Source organism: Bradyrhizobium elkanii USDA 76, assembly GCF_023278185.1.
GTDB lineage: Bacteria > Pseudomonadota > Alphaproteobacteria > Rhizobiales > Xanthobacteraceae > Bradyrhizobium > Bradyrhizobium elkanii.
The window spans coordinates 410472-428700 of record NZ_CP066356.1; the positions used below are offsets into that span (position 1 = coordinate 410472).

Below are 18229 nucleotides of genomic sequence, written 5' to 3' on the forward strand. Positions count from 1 at the left end.
ACTGCATCTGTTTCGCGAGGCTTACTTCTTCGCCGGCGCCATCTTGTTGTCGGCCGGCTTCGGCGCGTCCTTGGCGGCATCCGCCGGCGCGGCGGCGTCGGCCGGCTTGTCCATGCGCTCGACCTTGGCGGCCTCGCGCAGCTTGGCGACGTAGTCGGCCTGCGCCTTGCGGGTCACATAGGTCTCGATCTGGGCCTTCACCTGCTCGAAGTCGGGCGCCTTGCGGTTGCGCTTTTCCTCGACCTTGATGATGTGCCAGCCGAACTGCGACTTCACCGGATCGGAGATCTTGCCCGGCTCGAGCGAGAAGGCGACCGCGGAGAATTCCGGCACCATCTGCTCCTTGGTGAAGAAGCCGAGGTCGCCGCCGTCGGAGGCGCCGGGGTCCTTGGACTTCTTCTTGGCGAGCTCGCCGAAGTCGGCGCCCTTCTCGAGCTCGGCCTTGATCGCCTTGGCCTCGTCCTCGGTCTCGACCAGGATGTGGCGGGCGCGCACCTCCTGCTCGCCGGTGATCTGCTTGGCGGCCTCCTCATAGACCTTCTTCATGGCGTCGTCGGTGGTCGCGGCCTTGCCCTCGCTGGCAAGCAGGCTGTCCATCAACAGGCGGTTGCGGGTGAAGGCGAGCCGCTTCTTGAAGTCGTCATTGTTCTCGATCTTCTTGTCCTCGGCGGCCTTGGACACGATCTTCATGTCGATCAGGAAGGACAGCACGTTGTCCTTGCGGGTCGAGGGGTCCATCTGCTGCAGGCTCGGGCCGAGTTCCTCCTCGGCGAGCGCCACGTCGCTGGCGTGGATCTCCGAGCCGTTGACCTTCGCCAGCACCGGGTCGGATTCCGCGGCCCGGACCGGGAGGCCGGCAGCCAGCACTGCGACAAGACAGCCCGTCGCGGCCAGGGTGGCGAGGCCGAGGCGCAGGCCGGTTTTGGTTTCCGGGGGCGAGGTGGTCATGCAAAATCCTTGTCTCAAAGGGGGGAAGCTCGAGCGGGGCGGACACTCGCCCAATCGTGTTACATTGGCAACGCGAAAGTCTTGTCAAAATGATGAATTCCTTGACATCTTGCCAGCGTTGACAACCCCCCGACCGGGCCATATCTCTGGCCAACCGCGTCAGCGGTGAGAGCGCTTATTTTGCTGCGTTTTTCGCCGTTGAACCCAGGATGGCCTGTTTCCCACTCAATTGGCGGAGGAGCTCCGGGCCGGGGCTCGAACCGTAGCGCGTCACGGTGAGTTGATAGGCGATCCGGCGGACCATCTCAGGCTGTAATCCAGACTGAATTCCAAGACTATTCCAAGACCGAACGTCAAGACTGAACGAAGACCGAACCCGAGACCGAAGAACAGGAATTTCGCATGATCGGCGCGCTCGCCCGCAAGTTTTTCGGCTCCGCCAACGACCGTCGGGTCAAAGGGTATCAGTCCCGCGTCAACGCCATTAACGCGCTGGAGCCCGAGCTCGTCAAACTGACGGACGATCAGCTCAAGGCCCGCACCGCCGAATTCAAGCAGCAGCTCGCCAGCGGCAAGACGCTGGACGACATCCTGGTTCCGGCCTTCGCCACGGTGCGCGAGGCCGCCAAGCGGACGCTCGGCCAGCGCCATTTCGACGTTCAGCTGATCGGCGGCATGGTGCTGCATGAGGGCGACATCGCCGAGATGAAGACCGGCGAAGGCAAGACGCTGGTTGCGACGCTTGCGGTCTACCTCAACGCGCTCGCCGGCAAGGGCGTTCACGTCGTCACCGTCAACGACTACCTCGCCCGCCGCGACTCCGGCTGGATGGGCCAGATCTATTCGTTCCTGGGGCTGACCACCGGCGTGATCGTGCACGGCCTCGACGACGCCGAGCGCAAGGCCGCCTATGGCTGCGATATCACCTACGGCACCAACAACGAATACGGCTTCGACTATCTGCGCGACAACATGAAGTACCGCCTGGAGGACATGGTCCAGCGCGAGCACTACTACGCGATCGTCGACGAAGTGGACTCGATCCTGATCGACGAGGCGCGCACGCCGCTGATCATCTCCGGCCCGCTCGACGATCGCTCGGATTTCTACAACACCATCGACACCTTCATGCCGAATCTCGCCAAGAAGGACGACTACGAGGTCGACGAGAAGCAGCGCACGGTGACGCTGACCGAAGCCGGCATGGAGAAGCTGGAGAACCTGCTGCGCGACGCCGGCCAGCTCAAGGGCGACTCGCTGTACGACGTCGAGAACGTCTCCGTCGTGCATCACGTCAACCAGGCGCTGCGCGCGCACACGCTGTTCACGCGCGACAAGGACTACATCGTCCGCGACGACGAGGTCGTCATCATCGACGAGTTCACCGGACGCATGATGCAGGGCCGCCGCTATTCGGAAGGCCTGCACCAGGCGCTGGAAGCCAAGGAGCACGTCACGGTCCAGCCCGAGAACCAGACGCTGGCCTCGATCACCTTCCAGAACTATTTCCGGATGTACCAGAAGCTGTCCGGCATGACCGGCACGGCGCTGACCGAAGCCGACGAACTGTTCGACATCTACAAGCTCGAGGTCGTGGAGATCCCGACCAACCTGCCGGTGGCGCGCCTCGACGAGGACGACGAGGTCTACCGCACCCAGAACGAGAAATATGCCGCGATCCTTGCCGAGATCGAGCGCGCCAACAAGCGGCTGCAGCCGGTACTGGTCGGCACGGCCTCGATCGAGAAGTCGGAAGTGCTGGCCGAGTACCTGAAGAAGCACGGCTACAAGCAGATCGACTTCACGTCCGAATCCGGCATGGAGAAGCTCTATGCCGCCGCGCGCGCCGGCAAGCCGGCAAAGCTGTTCGCGGTGCTGAACGCGCGCTTCCACGAGCAGGAAGCCTATATCGTCGCGGAAGCCGGCGTGCCGGGCGCGATCACGATCGCGACCAACATGGCCGGCCGCGGCACCGACATCAAGCTCGGCGGCTCGCTCGATATGCGGATCCAGCAGGAGACCGCCGCGATCACCGATGAGGCCGACAAGGCCAAGAAGATCGAGCAGATCAAGGCCGACATCGAGCGCTTCCGCGAGATCGTGCTGAAGGCGGAAGAGGATTTCGAGGTCGAGCCCGCCAAGGGCAACAAGCCCGCGAAGACCGTGAAGAAGCCGGGCGGCCTCTACATCATCGGCTCCGAGCGTCACGAATCCCGCCGCATCGACAACCAGCTGCGCGGCCGTTCCGGCCGTCAGGGCGATCCCGGCCGCTCGAAGTTCTTCCTGTCGCTGGAAGACGATCTGATGCGCATCTTCGGCTCAGACCGGCTCGACAGCATGCTGCAGCGGCTCGGCCTGCAGGAAGGCGAGGCCATCATCCATCCCTGGATCAACAAGGCGCTCGAGAAGGCGCAGCAGAAGGTCGAGGCGCGCAACTTCGACATCCGCAAGAACCTCCTGAAGTTCGACAACGTCCAGAACGACCAGCGCAAGGTGATCTTCGACCAGCGCGTCGACCTGATGAAGGATGACAGCGTCGTCGAGACCGTGACCGACATGCGCCATGCCTTCGTCGAGGACGTGGTCGCCAAATACATTCCGGAGCACGCCTATGCCGAGCAGTGGGACACCGCCGGCCTCAAGGACGAGCTGAAGCGCGTGCTCGATGTCGATCTGCCGGTCGACGAATGGGCCAAGGAAGAGGGCATCGCCGACGAGGAGCTGCTGACCCGCATCGAGACCCATGTCGACGAGCGCATGGCGGCCAAGGTCGCGCAATGGGGTCCCGACGTGATGCGTTACGTCGAAAAGACCATCCTGCTGCAGACGCTGGACCATCTCTGGCGCGAGCACCTGATCATGCTCGATCATCTGCGCCAGGTGATCGGCCTGCGCGGCTATGGCCAGCGCGACCCGTTGCAGGAGTACAAGACCGAGGCCTTCAACCTGTTCCAGGAGATGAGCGCGCATCTGCGCGAGGCCGTCACCGCGCAGCTGATGCGGGTCGAGATCGTGCCGCCGGAGGAGCCGCCGCAGCCGCTGCCGCTGATGGAAGCGCACAAGCTCGATCCCAGCACCGGCGAGGACGAGTTCGCGCAGGCCCGCCTGACCGAGGCGACATACGCCCAGGCCTCGCTGGCGCCCGGGATGATTGCCACCGACCGCAATCCGAATGACCCCGCAAGCTGGGGCAAGGTCGGCCGCAACGAGGACTGCCCCTGCGGATCAGGCAAGAAGTACAAGCACTGCCACGGGCGGTACGCGTAAGCCATCGCACGCGCCGGCGGCCATCTCAGGCACGCACGTGATGCAATGTGGTCTTCGCGCTATCCGGAGCGGGTGCCCGCAGGCATCGGTATCTAAACCAGAGCGCAATAACGGGCTCGATGACGGAGCGGAGCGCTGCGTCGCGCCCGTCCGCTTGAGTCCTCAAGAGTGGACACGTCGTCGGGCTGGGCAACCGTTCTTGTTTGCCTCTGACATCGACATCACGCGGGGCACTCCAGCTTCTGTTCAAGCCGTTGTGCCCGTCGCTCACCGAGCCGCGCCGACCATGAAAACACGAACGGCCGATCGAACAGCCGCTTCGGCTTGTGCGGATGTCGGCGGCGGTCGCAATCCCAAAACGACCTGAAGGTGCAGATCGTCGCGGATCATGCCAAGGAAGTGCTCGGCCAGTCTTTCGCAATCGCGCTGTTGAAGGCCCCATTGCTTCGCGTTCTCGCGAAGAACCGCAGCCAGCCGAGCGCTCGCCTGACCCGGGCCGGCGGCAAAGAAGGTTTTCGCTAGATCAGGGAAGCGCGCGCCCTCGCCGACGACAGTACGGTAAAGCTGAAGAGCTTCCGGAGACATGACAACGTCGATGTACCTTCTGCCGACCTCGTAAAGGGTTGATTCAAGGTCGTTGCGTTCGAACGTGCTCTCCGAGAGAGGCGCCATGGCGCGCTGCGAAATCTCCCCCACGATCGTCGCGAACAACTGCTCCTTGTTGCCGAAATAGCTGTAGATCGTCCGCTTCGATCCTCCGACCTTCGCGATCACCTCATCGACGCTCGCTCCAGCAAAGCCGGAACGAAAAAACACTTCAGTCGCTGCCTCGAGAAACTCCGCGCGTCGCGCATCTCTTTTCCCCGAGCCGCTCGAAGGATCATCAACTTCAGCCAAGTTTGTGCACCTCTCTGCTGCCAGCCGCTGTTCGTCGCGTCTCGCGGGCCCTTCCAACCATAACCCTCTCATCTTGACCTGCATCTCTCAATACGGTACGGTACCGTACCGTAGCAAACCGATTAGCCGACGCAAGGAAGCCTTGAGATGAGACGAATTGGACGCCGTGTGATCGTCGGGGCAGCCGTTTCAGTGACGATCTTGGCGGTTGAGATCGGATGGGCGTGGTGGGAGTACGCCCTCTCGACAGAGACGACGGACAACGCGTACGTCCACGGCGATATCACCGCGATCGCGCCGAAGGTTGCAGGTTACGTCGCGGAAGTCGCAGTACACGACAATCAGGCGGTCTCAGCCGGAGACATCCTCGTCCGAATCGCGGACGAGGATTATCGCGCACAGCGGGACCGGGCTACGGCTTCGGTCAGCCAGGTCCAGGCGGCCATCGAGAACCTTGCGAGGCGTAAGGACCTGCAGCAGGCAGTCGTTCGCGAAGCTGAGGCGTCATCCCAGATGGCCCAAGCGGATCTGGATCTTGCCGAACGTCAATTCGGTCGGACCAGCCATCTGCTGCAAACCGGCGCAGTCTCCGTCCGTGTCCACGACACCGCCATTGCGGATCAAAGCCGCGCGCGAGCTGCGCTGGCGCGCAGCCAGGCAGCGATCACCGCAGCGCGCGAGCAAGAGGCAGTGCTCGCATCAGAATCGGCTCAATTCGCGGGGCGTCTCGCGGAGGCCCGAGCCGGCCTTTCGCTTGCTGAGATCGCTTTGTCCGAAACCATTATCCGCGCTCCGGTCGCTGGCATCGTTGGAAATCGCCGGGTTCGGCTGGGCGAGTATGTTCGCCCCGGCGGAAGTCTGCTCTCGATCGTTCCGGTTGACGGCGTCTGGGTGGTCGCCAACTTCAAGGAAACCCAGATTTCCCGGATGCGAGTCGGGCAGCCCGCCGAGATAACTGTCGACGGCTACGCGAATGTCAGAATGCGTGGAACGATCGACAGTCTTTCACCGGGCAGTGGTGCCGCCTTCAGCCTCATTCCGCCCGATAACGCGACCGGAAACTTCGTGCGGATTGTACAGCGTGTCCCCGTCAAGATCCGCCTCGACCACGCGAACGCATTACACGGCCGGCTCGTTCCGGGAATGTCCGTCGACGTGTCGGTTGACCTCACGACGCATGCGAAGCCGGCCCCAGGCCGCGCGCCTGAGGATGCCACGGTATCGCTCTTTCGCGAGGCGCACTAGGTCATGAGCTGCTCTGCGCAATCTGTGGCGGAGGCCTCTTCAGGTGAACGATCTGCCTTGCGAGGATGGGTCCTCCTCCTCTTGATCCTTGCGACAGCCACAGATGCCATCAACAGCACGGTGCTGGTGATCGCGCGGGCCCAGCTCATGGGTTCTACCCACACCACGACCGATGAGATCGCATGGGTCAACATGGCCTACCTCGCGGCAAAGCTCACCTGCTTTCCCGTCGCTGCCTGGCTTTGCGTTCGGGTAGCTTCAGGAAAGCTCATCCTTGCTGCCACGACGGTGCTGCTCGTGAGCTTGGTCGGCTGTGCGATGACTCACCACCTCGAAGTTCTCATCATGTGGCGCATTCTCCAGGGTGTCGCCGGTGCGGTGCTGCTCGTCTGCAGCCAATTTGTCTTGTTCGAAGCCTTTCCACGACGGCAGCAGGGCGTCGTGCAAGCGGCCTTTGCATTCAGCGTCATCATGGCGCCGACGACGTTGACGCCAGCGCTCCAGGGATGGGCGGTCGATACCGGAAGCTGGTCATGGATATTTTGGGCCAGTTTCCCGCTCGCACTCTGCGGATTGATCGCCGCTCTCCTGCTTCCCCTTGCCGGCATACCCAGAACGGAAAGCAGGCCATTCGATTGGACCGGCGTCAGCCTTATGGCTACCGCCATGACGGCGATCGTGTTCGTCACCCAGGAAGGCAGCCGATACAATTGGTTCGATGAGCCCGAAATCGTCGTGCTCACGATTGTCGCCATGATTGCCACTGTGTCGTTCGTCGTCTGGCAATTTGCGTCGCAGCGCCGTGGCGCGCTGATCGACTTCGGCGCCTTTAGGGACGAGCATTTCAGCTTCGGCTTCCTGGTGAGCTTCGTCGCCGGATGCGCGCTGTTCGGCAGTGCGTTTATCATTCCGGCTTTTGCCACGAACGTCCTTGATTTCTCGCCGACCTATGCAGGCTTTCTGCTGTTGCCGAGTGGACTTTGCGTGTGCGCCGGCCTGCTCGCGGCGGGTTCGGCGATCCAGTTCAGATCGCTCGATCCTACGAGGCCAATCCCCATTGGCATCCTCTGCTTCATGACGGCGATGTGGGTGATGTCGGGATCGACCTCACAAAGCGGATTACCCGATCTGGTTGCTGTCCTGCTCCTCCGCGGCTTTGGCCTGGGTTTGCTGTTCGTGTCTCTCACGCTCGTGACGCTCAACGGATTGAACGGCGTGGCTCTCGCTCACGGAATTGCCTTGTTCAATGTAGGGCGCCAGCTGGGAGGCCAGGTCGGGATCGGCTGGCTCGCGACCTATCTTGATCATCAGAACGTGCTGAACAGGACTGTGCTCTCCCAATTCATCACTCCTGGAAATCCGGCCTTCATTCAGCGCCGGGAAGCTATCGAGACGGCGCTGATTTCGAGAGGCTTCAACCCCGAAGACGCGGGACAAGCCGCGATCAGGGTGATTCAGCAGGAATTCGGACGCCAAGTCGCAACCGTGTCATTCAACGAATGCTTTCTGGCGGTCGCGGTGTTATTTCTCGGCGCCGCTCCAGTCCTGATCCTGGCCAAGATCATGCTGCATCGCCTTTCTCCTCATCGACCCATGCCATGAGAGGCAGACTCTGCCGGTGCATCCGACAAGTCTGGCCGCAGTCACACCCGATCGATATGAAGGCGAGCCGCGGCAGGTCGGTGCTGCCGCTGGCAAAACCAGCGGCTTGCACGGGCCGTATCGCAAGGGCTAACGCAGGCAGAGCTTACCCGGCGAAGGCCTTGTCGAGATCGGCGATCACGATCTTCTGCATCTTCAGCATCGCCTGCATCGCGCGATCGGCTGCCTTGCGGTCAGCGGCGCTGAGATAGCGGCCCAGCGCTGATGGGATCACCTGCCAGGACAGGCCGAATTTGTCCTTGAGCCAGCCGCAGCGCGATTCCTGGCCGCCGTCGGTGAGCTTCTCCCAGAAGTAGTCCACCTGCTCCTGGGTCTCGACGCTCAGGAAGAACGACACCGCCTCGTTGAACTTGTGCTGCGGCCCGCCATTGAGCGCGTGGAACCGCTGCCCCTCGAGCTCGAAGGTCGCCATGAAATCGCTGACGGTCTCGATCTTGGCGTTCGGAAACACCGATTTGTAGAAGGCGACGGCATCGCGGACGTTGTTGTCGAGCCAGAGGAACGGCGTGATCGAAGTCATGACGGGAAGTCCTCGCTAATTGTCGATCGGGGAAGCCTGCGCAACGGCACGCGAAGGCTGCGCCGCAGGGCGCGCCCCAAGGACGCATCAAACCGCCGCATCCCGACATTTCCTGCCGGTCTTTTTTCGATGGTTTCGATAGGAATGCGCCGGGCCGGCGCGGCCTTAATTGGCGCTGCCGATCAGGCTTTCCAGCAGGCGCTTGAGCTCGGTGGTCGACTTGTCGCCATAGCTCTCGACGATGTGCTCCTCCTGGCTCACCGCGAGCGAGTTGAGCCGCCGGCACAGCGCCTTGCCGCGGTCGGAGACGAACATCAGCACCTTGCGGCGATCCTTGGGATCCTGGACGCGATAGACCAGGGCGTCCGACACCATGCGGTCGATCATCTTGGTCAGCGTCGGATGGTTGAGCAGCACGGCATCCGCAAGCTCGCCCATCGAGTGGCCGTTGCCGTCGGACAGCACTTTCAGGATGCGCCACTGCTCGACCGGCACGCCTTCCTTGGCGAGCCGCGTCTCCAACTGCCGGTTGATCTCCCGGTTGGCTTGCGCCAGCAGGTAGGCGAGATGTTCGGTGATCGGGGAATTTTCTTTCGGCGGTTTAGCCACGGCGTGAGACCTGGTTCCTGACCCGGTGAATGAATGTCCGGCAACTCATGCCGTTTCTATATGCACTTCAATTGTTGAATATTCAATATTTTCACCTAGGATATTCCCCCAACCAAGGGGCGGATGCCGCGACCGCCCGCTGGCTGCGTTGCGTACTGCTTCCCAGACAGGAGTTGGCGTGCTCTCGACGGTCTCTTTCCAGGCGTATGGCGGCATGCCCGTCGCGCCGCCGCTGCTGTTTCGAAACCCGTCGTCCTGCGCGGCCGATCTCGCTTTGACCGTCAAGCCGGGCTCGTCGCGGCGTGGCGGCACCGACAGCAAGCTTCGAATCGGCAATTTCATCACCTTCTCCCGGGCGCCCGGGATCTGGGGGCCGATCTCCGCCAACAGCGTCATGCTCGCGGTCGCCGAGATCAACCGGCGCGGCGGTATCCGCGGCCGCGAGGTCGAATTGTCGATGTACGACGCCGGCGGCCCGATCGAGGAGGTGGTGCGCCGCGCCGAGCGGGCTATCGCCTTCGACGAGATCGACGTCATCATGGGCTCGCATATCTCGGCGGTGCGCCTCGCGCTGCGCAAGGTCACGGCCGGCCGCATCCCCTATGTCTACACGCCGGTCTATGAGGGCGGCGAGCGGACGCCGGGGGTGATGGCGATCGGCGAGACGCCGCGCGCGGAAAGCCGGCCGGCGATCCACTGGCTCACCGAGGTCAAGAAGGCGCAGCGCTGGTACCTGATCGGCAGCGACTATGTCTGGCCCTGGCAGTCGCATCGCGCGGTGAAGCGCTACATCAAGGAGGCCGGTGGTCATGTCGTCGGCGAGGAATTCGTCCCGCTCGGCGAGGACAATCACGAGCCGCATCTGGCGCGGATTCGCGCCGCCAAGCCCGACGTAGTGCTGATCAGCCTGATCGGCACCGACAGCATCACCTTCAACCGCGCCTTCGCCGAGGCAGGGCTTGCGGCGACCACGCTGCGTTACGCCGGCGCGATGGACGAGACCGTGATGCTCGGCGTCGGCCCGGACTCGACCGAGAACCTGTTCTGCGCTTCCGGTTATTTCGGCTGCATCGATTCGCGCGCCAATGACGACTTCCGGACCAGCTACCGCGCGATGTTCGGCGAGCATGCGCCGCCGATCGGCTCGGTCGGGCAGTCCAACTACGAGGGGATGCGCTTTCTCGAGGCGGCGGCCAATCAGGCGCGCTCGCTGTCGATCGGACCGTTGTCCGCCGCAGCGCACAACCTCGTCTACAGCGGCGCCCGCGGCACCGTCACCATCCGCGACGGCCGCGCCGAGATGCCGATCTATCTTGCCGAGGCCGACGGTCTCGACTTCAATGTGATCAGGACGATCTAGTTGGACCGGGCAATGCCGCGCTCGCCGCGCGGCTTGCCGGTGCCAGACAGGAGCAGGTGTGCATTCGACGCCCTACGTCATGGCCCGAACCTCCAGCAACAGGTATGGCGGCCTTCCATGCCCGCCATCCCTGCTGTTCCGGAACCTGACGTCGGCGCGGTCCGATCGGGTGTTTTCCCCGATGGATCGGGACGGTTTCGGTCCGCGCGGTGCGCGCAGCCGGCTGCGGATCGCCGGCTTCGTCTGCTGCACCGGCTCGCCCGGGATGTGGGGACCGGCCGCGACCTCGAGCGCGCAGCTCGCCGTCGCCGACATCAACCGGCGCGGCGGCATCCTCGGCCGCGAGATCGAGTTCTCGGTCTATGATGCCGGCGGACCGATCGAGGAGGTGCTCGACCGCGCCGAGCAGGCGATCGCGTCCGACGACGTCGATCTCATCATGGGCATGCACACCAGCGCGGTGCGCGTCGCGCTGCGCGGCCTGATCACCCGCAGCAAGATCCCCTACATCTACACGCCGGTCTATGAGGGCGGCGAACGGACGCCCGGCGTCATCGCGATCGGCGAGACGCCGCGCTGGCAGAACCGGCCGTCGATCCACTGGCTGGCCGAGGCGAAGCGCGCCTCGCGCTGGTACCTGATCGGCAGCGACTATGTCTGGCCCTGGCAGTCGCACCGCGCGGTGAAGCGCTACATCAAGGAAACCGGCGGCCAGGTGGTCGGCGAGGAGTTTGTGCCGGTCGGCGAGGACAATCACGAGGCGCAGCTGGAGCGCATCCGTGCCGCGAAGCCCGATGTCGTGCTGATCTCGCTGATCGGCACCGACAGCGTGACCTTCAACCGCGCCTTCGCCGATGCCGGCCTTGCCGCCACCACGCTGCGCTTTGCCGGCTGTTTCGACGAGACCGCGCTGCTCGGCATCGGCGCCGACAAGACCGAGAACCTGTACTGCGCCTCCGGCTATTTCCCCTCCGTCGGCTCGCGCGAAGGCGACGATTTCAGGGAGCGTTATCGCGCGATGTTCGGTGCGTTCGCGCCGCCGGTCGGTTCGTGCAGCGAGTCCGCCTATGAAGGGTTCTGCCTGCTCGAGGCCGCCGCCAAGCGCGCCGGCACGCTGGACATGCGGCCGCTGCTCGCGGCGGCGGACAACCTCGTCTATCGCGGCCCGCGCGGTCCGGTCACGGTGCGCAGCGGCCACGCCCGGATGCCGATGTATCTTGCCGAAGCCGACGGTCTCGACTTCAGGGTGATCAAGCCGATCTGAGTCTTTCTTCACCTCTCCCGCTTGCGGGGTCGAGACCAGCGGAGCAGGCTCTTAGGTCGCATTGCATCGAAGATGCAATGCGGGTGGGGGTTCTCTCCACGATATGACTCGCGGTGGCACCCCCACCCCAACCCTCCCCCGCAAGCGGGAGAGGGAGCCTTGCGAAATAATACTTGAAAAGGAAAATATTTCCGTTTTCAATACAGCAACGGGGTGAGCGGTTCGCGCGGGCAACGCGCCGCTGCACCCTGCGTCGAGGGATCAAATCCAAAGATCAAAAGCTATCAGGAGAGCGCCGTGACCGTCGTCCTTCCCACGCCAACGCAACTTCGTGCCGTCGCCGAGCAGTGCGGCCTGTCACTGACCGATGAGGATGTGGCCTCGTTCCGCGGCCTGATGCAGGGCTCGATCGACGCCTACAACGTGATCGCCGCGATGCCGGACGAGCTGCCCAAGGTGAAATATCCGCGCACGCCGGGCTATCGCCCGTCGGCGGAGGAAAACCCGCGCAACGCCTGGTACTACAAGTCGACCGTGAAGGGCGCGGCCTCCGGCAAGCTCAAGGGCAAGACGGTGGCGCTGAAGGACAACATCATGCTGGCCGGCGTGCCGATGACGAACGGCTCGTCGACGCTGGAAGGCTATATCCCCGATTTCGACGCCACCATCGTCACGCGCATGCTCGATGCCGGCGCCGAGATCGCCGGCAAGACCCATTGCGAGCACTTCTGCCTGTCCGGCGGCAGCCACACCAACTCCTACGGAGCGGTGCACAATCCGCACAAGATGGGCTACTCGGCCGGCGGGTCGTCGTCGGGCTCCGGTGTCGTGGTCGCGCTCGGCGAGGTCGACATGGCGATCGGCGGCGACCAGGGCGGCTCGATCCGCATGCCGTCCTCGTTCTGCGGCACCTACGGCATGAAGCCGACCTGGGGCCTCGTGCCCTATACCGGCATCATGCCGATCGAAATCTTCGTCGACCACACCGGCCCGATGACCGCGACGGTGGAGGACAACGCGCTGCTGCTCGAAGTGATCGCCGGCGACGACGGCTACGATCCGCGCATCAAGGCGCCCAAGGTCGAGGATTACACCAAGGCGCTGGGCAAGGGCGTCAAGGGCATGAAGATCGGCATCCTCAAGGAAGGCTTCGAGCAGCCGACCGCGGAGGCCGCGGTCAACGAAAGCGTGCGCGAGGCGGCCAAGCGCTTCAAGGATCTCGGCGCGTCGGTCGACACCGTGTCGATCCCGATGCACATGGTCGGCCCGGCGATCTGGACGCCGATCGGCACCGAAGGCCTGACCCAGACCATGATGTTCGGCGACGGCTACGGCCTCAGCCGCCCCGACCTCTATTCGACCTCGCTGATGGATTTCCATCGCGGCTGGCGCCGCCAGGCGGACTCGCTGTCGGAAACCACCAAGCTGTTCATGATGCTCGGCACCTACATCAACAACAGCTTCGGTCCGCGCTTCTACGGCAAGGCGCTCAACATCTCCCGTCGCCTCACCGCCGCCTATGACAAGGCGTTCAAGGATTATGACCTGCTGCTGCTGCCGACCACGCCGATGAAGGCGCCGGCGCTGCCGGCGGCCAATGCCAGCCGCGAGGACTATGTCGCCCGCGCGCTCGAGATGATCACCAACACCGCGCCGTTCGACATCACCCATCACCCGGCGATGTCGCTGCCCTGCGGCATGATCGACGGCCTGCCGGTCGGGTTGATGCTGGTCGGCCGGATGTTCGAGGAATCCACCATCTACCGCGCCGCCCACGCCTTCGAGCAGGCCGGCGACTGGAAGAAGATGTGAGGCGCCGCTTGTTGCAGACGCAGGCTGGATGGATCGAGCGCCATGGCTAGCACTTTTGCCGCGGCGTTCGAGATCGTGAGCTTCGGCGCGATCATCGTGCTGGTGGTGCTCGGGCTCGGCATCATCGCCAGCATGATGGGCATCTTCAACTTCGCGCAGGGCGAGTTCGTCCTGCTCGGGGCCTATGTGACCTATCTGGCCTACGCCCATGGCGCGCCGGTCTGGGTCGGCATGGTCGCGGCGCCCTTCGTGGTCGGCGCGATCGGCTTCGTGCTGGAGGCGCTGATCATCAGGCGGTTCTACGCCGCGCCGATCGTGGCGATGCTCGGCACCTATGCGCTCGGCCTGATCATCCGCGAGAGCGTGCGCGGCCTGATCGGCGGCTTCTATCTCACGGTGCCGGAGCCGATCGGCGGCTCGATCGACCTCGGCTCGGTCCACATCTCGGCCTGGCGCTTCACCATCATCGTGATCACGCTCTTGGTGATGGGCGCCTGCTATCTCTTGCTGGCGCGCACCTCGTTCGGGCTTCGGGTCCGCGCCACGCTGGAGAATCCGGCGCTGGCGCGCGCCTCGGGCATCTCGACGCCCCTGATCTACGGGGCGACCTTCGCGTTTGGCGCGGCGCTCGCCGGGCTTGCCGGCGCGCTGATCGTGCCGGTGTTCAGTCTGTTTGCCGACCTTGGCATCCGCTTCCTGATCCAGGGCTTCGTCGCCGTGATGGTCGGCGGGGTCGGCTCCTTCATCGGTCCGGTCGCCGGCGCCGGTGTGATCGGCACGCTCAGCGCGGCGCTGCCCTGGGTGATGTCTCCGGTCGTCGCCGACGTCCTCGTCTTCGTGCTCGCCATTGCCTTCATCAAATTCCGCCCGCAGGGCCTCATATCGGGAAAAGGGGTTTAGTCAGATGTTCGATCGCACCAATCTCTCGCGCCGCCGCTTCATGAGCAATTTCGCCTTCGCGACCGGCGCGCTCGCGACCGGGGTCGGCAGCTGGGTGGTCAGGCCCGACTGGGCCAACGCCGCCGAGGGACCGATCAAGGTCGGCATCGCGACCGACCTGACCGGCCCGATCGCCTATGCCGGCAACGCCGACGCCAACGTCGCCAAGATGGTGATCAAGGAGATCAACGCCGCCGGCGGCCTGCTCGGCCGGCCGCTCGAGCTCTATATCGAGGACACCGCCTCGAACGAATCGGTCGCGGTCGGCAATGTCCGCAAGCTGATCCAGCGCGACAAGGTCGACATGGTGCTCGGCGGCATCACCTCGTCGATGCGCAACGCGATCAAGGATCCGATCGTGGCGCGCGGCAAGACGCTCTACATCTATCCGCAGCTCTACGAGGGCAAGGAGTGCACGCCCTATCTGTTCTGCACCGGACCGACGCCGGCGCAACAATGCGACACCTTCATCCCCTGGCTGATCAAGAACGGCGGCAAGAAATTCGCGCTGCCGAGCGCCAACTATGTCTGGCCGCACACGCTCAACGTCTACGCCCGCAAGGTGATCGAGTCGAACGGCGGCGAGGTGGTGTTCGAGGAGTATTACCCGCTCGACCAGGTCGACTTCTCGGCCACCGTCAACCGCGTCATCTCCAACAAGGTCGACGTCGTCTTCAACACCGTGATCCCGCCCGGCGTCGGTCCGTTCTTCAAGCAGCTTTATGAAGCCGGCTTCCTCAAGAACGGCGGGCGGCTCGCCTGCGTCTACTATGACGAGAACACGCTCAACATCAACCAGGCCAACGAGATCGAGGGGCTGGCGAGCTGCCTCGATTATTTCAAGGTGCTGACCAAGGAAGATCCGTTCGACGCCAAGCTGCAGGCGGCCTATGAAAAGGATTTCCCCGGCAACTTCCTGTTCGCGGCCGGCAGCGCCGCCACCGGAACCTATCGCGGCCTCAAGCTGTGGGAGGCGGCGGTCAAGGAGGCCGGCAAGGTCGATCGCGACTCCGTTGCGGCCGCGCTCGACCACGCCAAGATCGCCGAAGGGCCGGGCGGACCCGCGGAGATGGTGCCAGGCAAGCGTCACTGCAAGATGAAGATGTACACCGCTGTTGCCAAAGGCGGGAACTATGAGATCGTGGCGCGCAGCGACGGTCTCGTTGATCCCAAGGAATGCTGAGCGATCAATGGTTGGAGCAAGAGAAGCGGTCGCACGCGTCGGTGAGGAACCAGATGCCGTGACGGGCGAGGGTGCACCGGCCGCAAGCGCGCCGGCGGGACGGACATCGGCAGGATGGAAAGTCCTGCCGATCGTGGAGGGGCTGGTGCTGTTGATCGCACTGGTCCTGCCATGGGTGCTGCAGGATTATCTCACGGTGTTCGCCACCCGTGTGGTGATCCTCGCGCTGTTCGCGCTGTCGTTCGACCTGGTGTGGGGCTACGCCGGCATCATGAGCTTCGGCCAGGCGCTGTTCTTCGGCGCCGCCGGCTACGGCGTGGCGCTCTTGGCACGCGACCTCAACGTCACCTCGATCCTGTTGATCCTGCCCGCCGGCATCTTGATCGGGCTCACTGCGTCGCTGCTGCTCGGCGGCTTCCTGCTGCTCGGGCGTTATCCCTCGAGCGTGATCTTCGTCTCGCTCGGCACCCTGACCGGCTCCTATGCCGCGGACCGGCTGGCGCGCGGCTGGTACTATCTCGGCGGCCAGAACGGCATCCCGTCGATCCCGCCGCTCACCCTCGGCAGCTACGAGTTCGAGGAGGGGCCGATCTACTACTACATGGTGCTCGGCATCCTCGTGGTCGTCTATCTGCTCTGCCGCTTCCTGGTCCGCTCGCAATTCGGCCTCGCGCTCGCCGGCCTGCGCGAGAACGAGCAGCGCATCGCCTTCTTCGGCTACAAGGCGCAGCATCTGAAGGCGATCATCTTCGCGGTCGGCGGCACCATCGCCGGTCTCGCCGGCAGCCTCTATGCCTTCCACGAGGGCTTCGTCTGGCCCAACATGCTGGGCGTCGTGTTCTCGACCCAGGTCGTGCTCTACGTCTTGTTCGGCGGCTCCGGTACGCTGATCGGCGCCGTGATCGGCACCGTGATCATCGAGGGCGTCAGCTTCTGGCTGTCGGACAATTACCGCGACGTCTGGCCGATCATCCTCGGCGTGCTGCTGCTGCTCGTCATCATGTTCCGGCCGCTCGGGCTGATCTCCTTCGTGCTCGGCGAGCGCGAGCGGGTCGGCAGTTTCGGCAAGGCCCCGAAGGAGACCGGCAATGCCGCTCCTTGAGGCGCAAGGCATCAGCAAGGTGTTCGGCAAGCTCACCGCGCTCGACGGTGCGGCGCTGACCGTCGGCGAGAACGAGTTCCACGGCCTGATCGGCCCGAACGGCTCCGGCAAGAGCACGCTGATGAAATGCGTCGCCGGCGCCGAGGTGCCGACCACGGGCAAGGTCTCCTTCGTCAACACCGACATCACCGCGTTCACGCCGACCGAGCGCGCCCGCGCCGGCATGAGCCTGAAGTTCCAGATCACCTCGGTGCTGCCGACGCTGACGCTGTACGACAACATCCTGCTGGCGCTGCAGGCGCAGTGCTCGCTGTTCGATCTGGTGCTCTCGCGCACCCGCAAGAGGCTGCACGATCAGGTGATGACGATGCTGACCCAGTTTCGGCTCGCCGATCGCGCGCATGATGCCGCCGCGGCGCTGTCGCATGGCCAGCAGCAATGGCTCGAGATCGCGATGGCGCTCGCCGGCAAGCCGCGGCTGTTGCTGCTGGACGAGCCGACCGGCGGCATGAGCCTCGAGGAGCGCCGCGTCACCGGCGAGCTGTTGCAGCCGATCAAGCAGCATTGCTCGCTCGTCATCGTCGAACACGACCTCGATTTCATCCGCGACATCTGCGACCGCCTCACCGTGCTCGACCAGGGCAAGGTGCTGGCCTCGGGGACGGTCGCGGAAATCCAGGCCAACAAGAGCGTCCAGGAGATCTATCTTCGCCGTGCCTGAGCAAACCTTCCTCGATATCCGGCATCTCGATGCCGGTTATGGCCGCAGCCAGGTTCTGTTCGATGTCAACATCGGCATTCCCTGGCGCGGCGGCGTCGCCGTGCTCGGCCGCAACGGCGCCGGCAAGACCACGCTGATGAAGACCATCGTCGGCGAGCTCGCAAGCTCGCAAGGCGAGTTGTTCTTCGACGGCCGCGACATCACGCGGCGCCGCACCGAGGAGCGCGTGCGCTCCGGCATCGGCTATGTGCCGCAGGAGCATTCGGTGTTCGCCCGCCTGTCGGTGCGCGACAACCTCGCGGTCGGCTCGCTGTTCAATCCGGATGCCAGCGCGGTCGATCGCGTGCTGGAGATCTTCCCGAAACTCGGCCAGCGGCTCGACCAGCCGGCCGGCACGCTGTCCGGCGGCGAGCGCAAGATGCTGGCGATCGGCCGCGCCATGCTCGGCAATCCAAAACTGCTGCTGCTGGACGAGCCGACCGAAGGCGTCTGGATCGGCGTGATCGAGGAGATCACCGAGCGGCTGATCGAGCTCGCGAAGAGCATCTCGGTCGTGATCGTCGAGCAGCATCTCGACCTCGCGCTGCGCGTCGCCGACTATGCCTATGTGCTGGACCGCGGCCGCGTCGCGCTGCAGGGCGGCGCGAGCGAGGTGCGGAGCGATCCGGAACTGCTGCGCTATCTGGCGCCGTAGCAGGCT

Annotated in this window: 15 protein-coding genes; 11 read left to right on the forward strand and 4 right to left on the reverse strand. The window is 64.2% G+C overall.

The features are described from left to right. Window positions 1–21: 21 nt before the first annotated feature. Window positions 22–948, reverse strand: a complete 927-nt coding sequence (locus JEY66_RS01895) for a peptidylprolyl isomerase (protein WP_016847401.1) — start codon at window positions 946–948, stop codon at window positions 22–24. Window positions 949–1350: 402 nt separating this feature from the next. Here JEY66_RS01895 and secA point away from each other — a divergent pair, with 402 nt between their 5' ends. Next, a complete protein-coding gene (secA, locus tag JEY66_RS01900; protein WP_018269191.1) occupies window positions 1351–4215 on the forward strand; it encodes a preprotein translocase subunit SecA in 2865 nt (954 codons plus the stop codon). 267 nt (window positions 4216–4482) lie between these two features. Here the strand turns inward: secA and JEY66_RS01905 are convergent, their stop codons facing one another. Next, window positions 4483–5112, reverse strand: coding sequence for a TetR/AcrR family transcriptional regulator (locus JEY66_RS01905; RefSeq protein ID WP_026191992.1), 630 nt, complete (start codon window positions 5110–5112; stop codon window positions 4483–4485). Window positions 5113–5259: 147 nt separating this feature from the next. Here JEY66_RS01905 and JEY66_RS01910 point away from each other — a divergent pair, with 147 nt between their 5' ends. After that, window positions 5260–6357: an HlyD family secretion protein gene (locus JEY66_RS01910; protein ID WP_100213794.1), complete on the forward strand. Its 1098-nt coding sequence runs from the start codon at window positions 5260–5262 to the stop codon at window positions 6355–6357. 81 nt (window positions 6358–6438) lie between these two features. After that, a complete protein-coding gene (locus tag JEY66_RS01915) occupies window positions 6439–7959 on the forward strand; it encodes a DHA2 family efflux MFS transporter permease subunit (protein ID WP_016847406.1) in 1521 nt (506 codons plus the stop codon). A 145-nt stretch (window positions 7960–8104) separates the two neighbouring features. On the opposite strand, the gene JEY66_RS01920 is transcribed toward JEY66_RS01915, so the two are convergent. Both JEY66_RS01920 and JEY66_RS01925 read right to left on the reverse strand, forming a co-directional pair. After that, on the reverse strand, window positions 8105–8539 hold the full coding sequence (locus JEY66_RS01920) for a VOC family protein (RefSeq protein ID WP_016847407.1): 435 nt from the start codon (window positions 8537–8539) through the stop codon (window positions 8105–8107). A gap of 165 nt (window positions 8540–8704) precedes the next feature. Then, window positions 8705–9148 (reverse strand): MarR family winged helix-turn-helix transcriptional regulator, encoded by a 444-nt coding sequence (locus JEY66_RS01925; protein ID WP_016847408.1) that lies wholly within the window; start codon window positions 9146–9148, stop codon window positions 8705–8707. Between the two features lie 178 nt (window positions 9149–9326). Here JEY66_RS01925 and JEY66_RS01930 point away from each other — a divergent pair, with 178 nt between their 5' ends. From JEY66_RS01930 to JEY66_RS01965, 8 genes are all read left to right on the forward strand, one after another. Continuing rightward, complete coding sequence (locus JEY66_RS01930) at window positions 9327–10508, forward strand: substrate-binding domain-containing protein (protein ID WP_018269188.1); 1182 nt, start codon at window positions 9327–9329, stop codon at window positions 10506–10508. A gap of 79 nt (window positions 10509–10587) precedes the next feature. Next, window positions 10588–11772 (forward strand): substrate-binding domain-containing protein, encoded by a 1185-nt coding sequence (locus JEY66_RS01935; protein WP_026191991.1) that lies wholly within the window; start codon window positions 10588–10590, stop codon window positions 11770–11772. A 297-nt stretch (window positions 11773–12069) separates the two neighbouring features. Continuing rightward, the gene (locus JEY66_RS01940) at window positions 12070–13584 is read left to right on the forward strand and encodes an amidase (RefSeq protein ID WP_026191990.1); all 1515 of its coding nucleotides are present in this window, start codon (window positions 12070–12072) and stop codon (window positions 13582–13584) included. A 42-nt stretch (window positions 13585–13626) separates the two neighbouring features. Next, window positions 13627–14484 (forward strand): branched-chain amino acid ABC transporter permease, encoded by an 858-nt coding sequence (locus JEY66_RS01945; RefSeq protein WP_018269185.1) that lies wholly within the window; start codon window positions 13627–13629, stop codon window positions 14482–14484. A gap of 4 nt (window positions 14485–14488) precedes the next feature. Continuing rightward, on the forward strand, window positions 14489–15706 hold the full coding sequence (locus JEY66_RS01950; RefSeq protein ID WP_018269184.1) for a substrate-binding protein: 1218 nt from the start codon (window positions 14489–14491) through the stop codon (window positions 15704–15706). Beyond that, complete coding sequence (locus JEY66_RS01955; RefSeq protein WP_050999328.1) at window positions 15657–16808, forward strand: branched-chain amino acid ABC transporter permease; 1152 nt, start codon at window positions 15657–15659, stop codon at window positions 16806–16808. Before JEY66_RS01950 ends, JEY66_RS01955 begins: the two co-directional genes overlap by 50 nt. Then, on the forward strand, window positions 16795–17529 hold the full coding sequence (locus JEY66_RS01960) for an ABC transporter ATP-binding protein (protein WP_018269182.1): 735 nt from the start codon (window positions 16795–16797) through the stop codon (window positions 17527–17529). The genes JEY66_RS01955 and JEY66_RS01960 overlap by 14 nt, the downstream gene beginning before the upstream one ends. After that, the gene (locus JEY66_RS01965) at window positions 17522–18223 is read left to right on the forward strand and encodes a branched-chain amino acid ABC transporter ATP-binding protein (RefSeq protein ID WP_018269181.1); all 702 of its coding nucleotides are present in this window, start codon (window positions 17522–17524) and stop codon (window positions 18221–18223) included. Before JEY66_RS01960 ends, JEY66_RS01965 begins: the two co-directional genes overlap by 8 nt. The last annotated feature ends 6 nt before the right edge of the window (window positions 18224–18229 follow it).

Bases quoted from the DNA above. Each gene is read 5' to 3' on its own strand.
- JEY66_RS01950 (WP_018269184.1), top strand. From the start codon at position 14,489: ATGTTCGATCGCACCAATCTCTCGCGCCGCCGCTTCATGAGCAATTTC.
- JEY66_RS01960 (WP_018269182.1), top strand. From the start codon at position 16,795: ATGCCGCTCCTTGAGGCGCAAGGCATCAGCAAGGTGTTCGGCAAGCTC.
- JEY66_RS01895 (WP_016847401.1), bottom strand. From the start codon at position 948: ATGACCACCTCGCCCCCGGAAACCAAAACCGGCCTGCGCCTCGGCCTC.
- secA (WP_018269191.1), top strand. From the start codon at position 1,351: ATGATCGGCGCGCTCGCCCGCAAGTTTTTCGGCTCCGCCAACGACCGT.
- JEY66_RS01935 (WP_026191991.1), top strand. From the start codon at position 10,588: ATGGCCCGAACCTCCAGCAACAGGTATGGCGGCCTTCCATGCCCGCCA.
- JEY66_RS01910 (WP_100213794.1), top strand. From the start codon at position 5,260: ATGAGACGAATTGGACGCCGTGTGATCGTCGGGGCAGCCGTTTCAGTG.
- JEY66_RS01955 (WP_050999328.1), top strand. From the start codon at position 15,657: ATGAGATCGTGGCGCGCAGCGACGGTCTCGTTGATCCCAAGGAATGCT.
- JEY66_RS01945 (WP_018269185.1), top strand. From the start codon at position 13,627: ATGGCTAGCACTTTTGCCGCGGCGTTCGAGATCGTGAGCTTCGGCGCG.
- JEY66_RS01920 (WP_016847407.1), bottom strand. From the start codon at position 8,539: ATGACTTCGATCACGCCGTTCCTCTGGCTCGACAACAACGTCCGCGAT.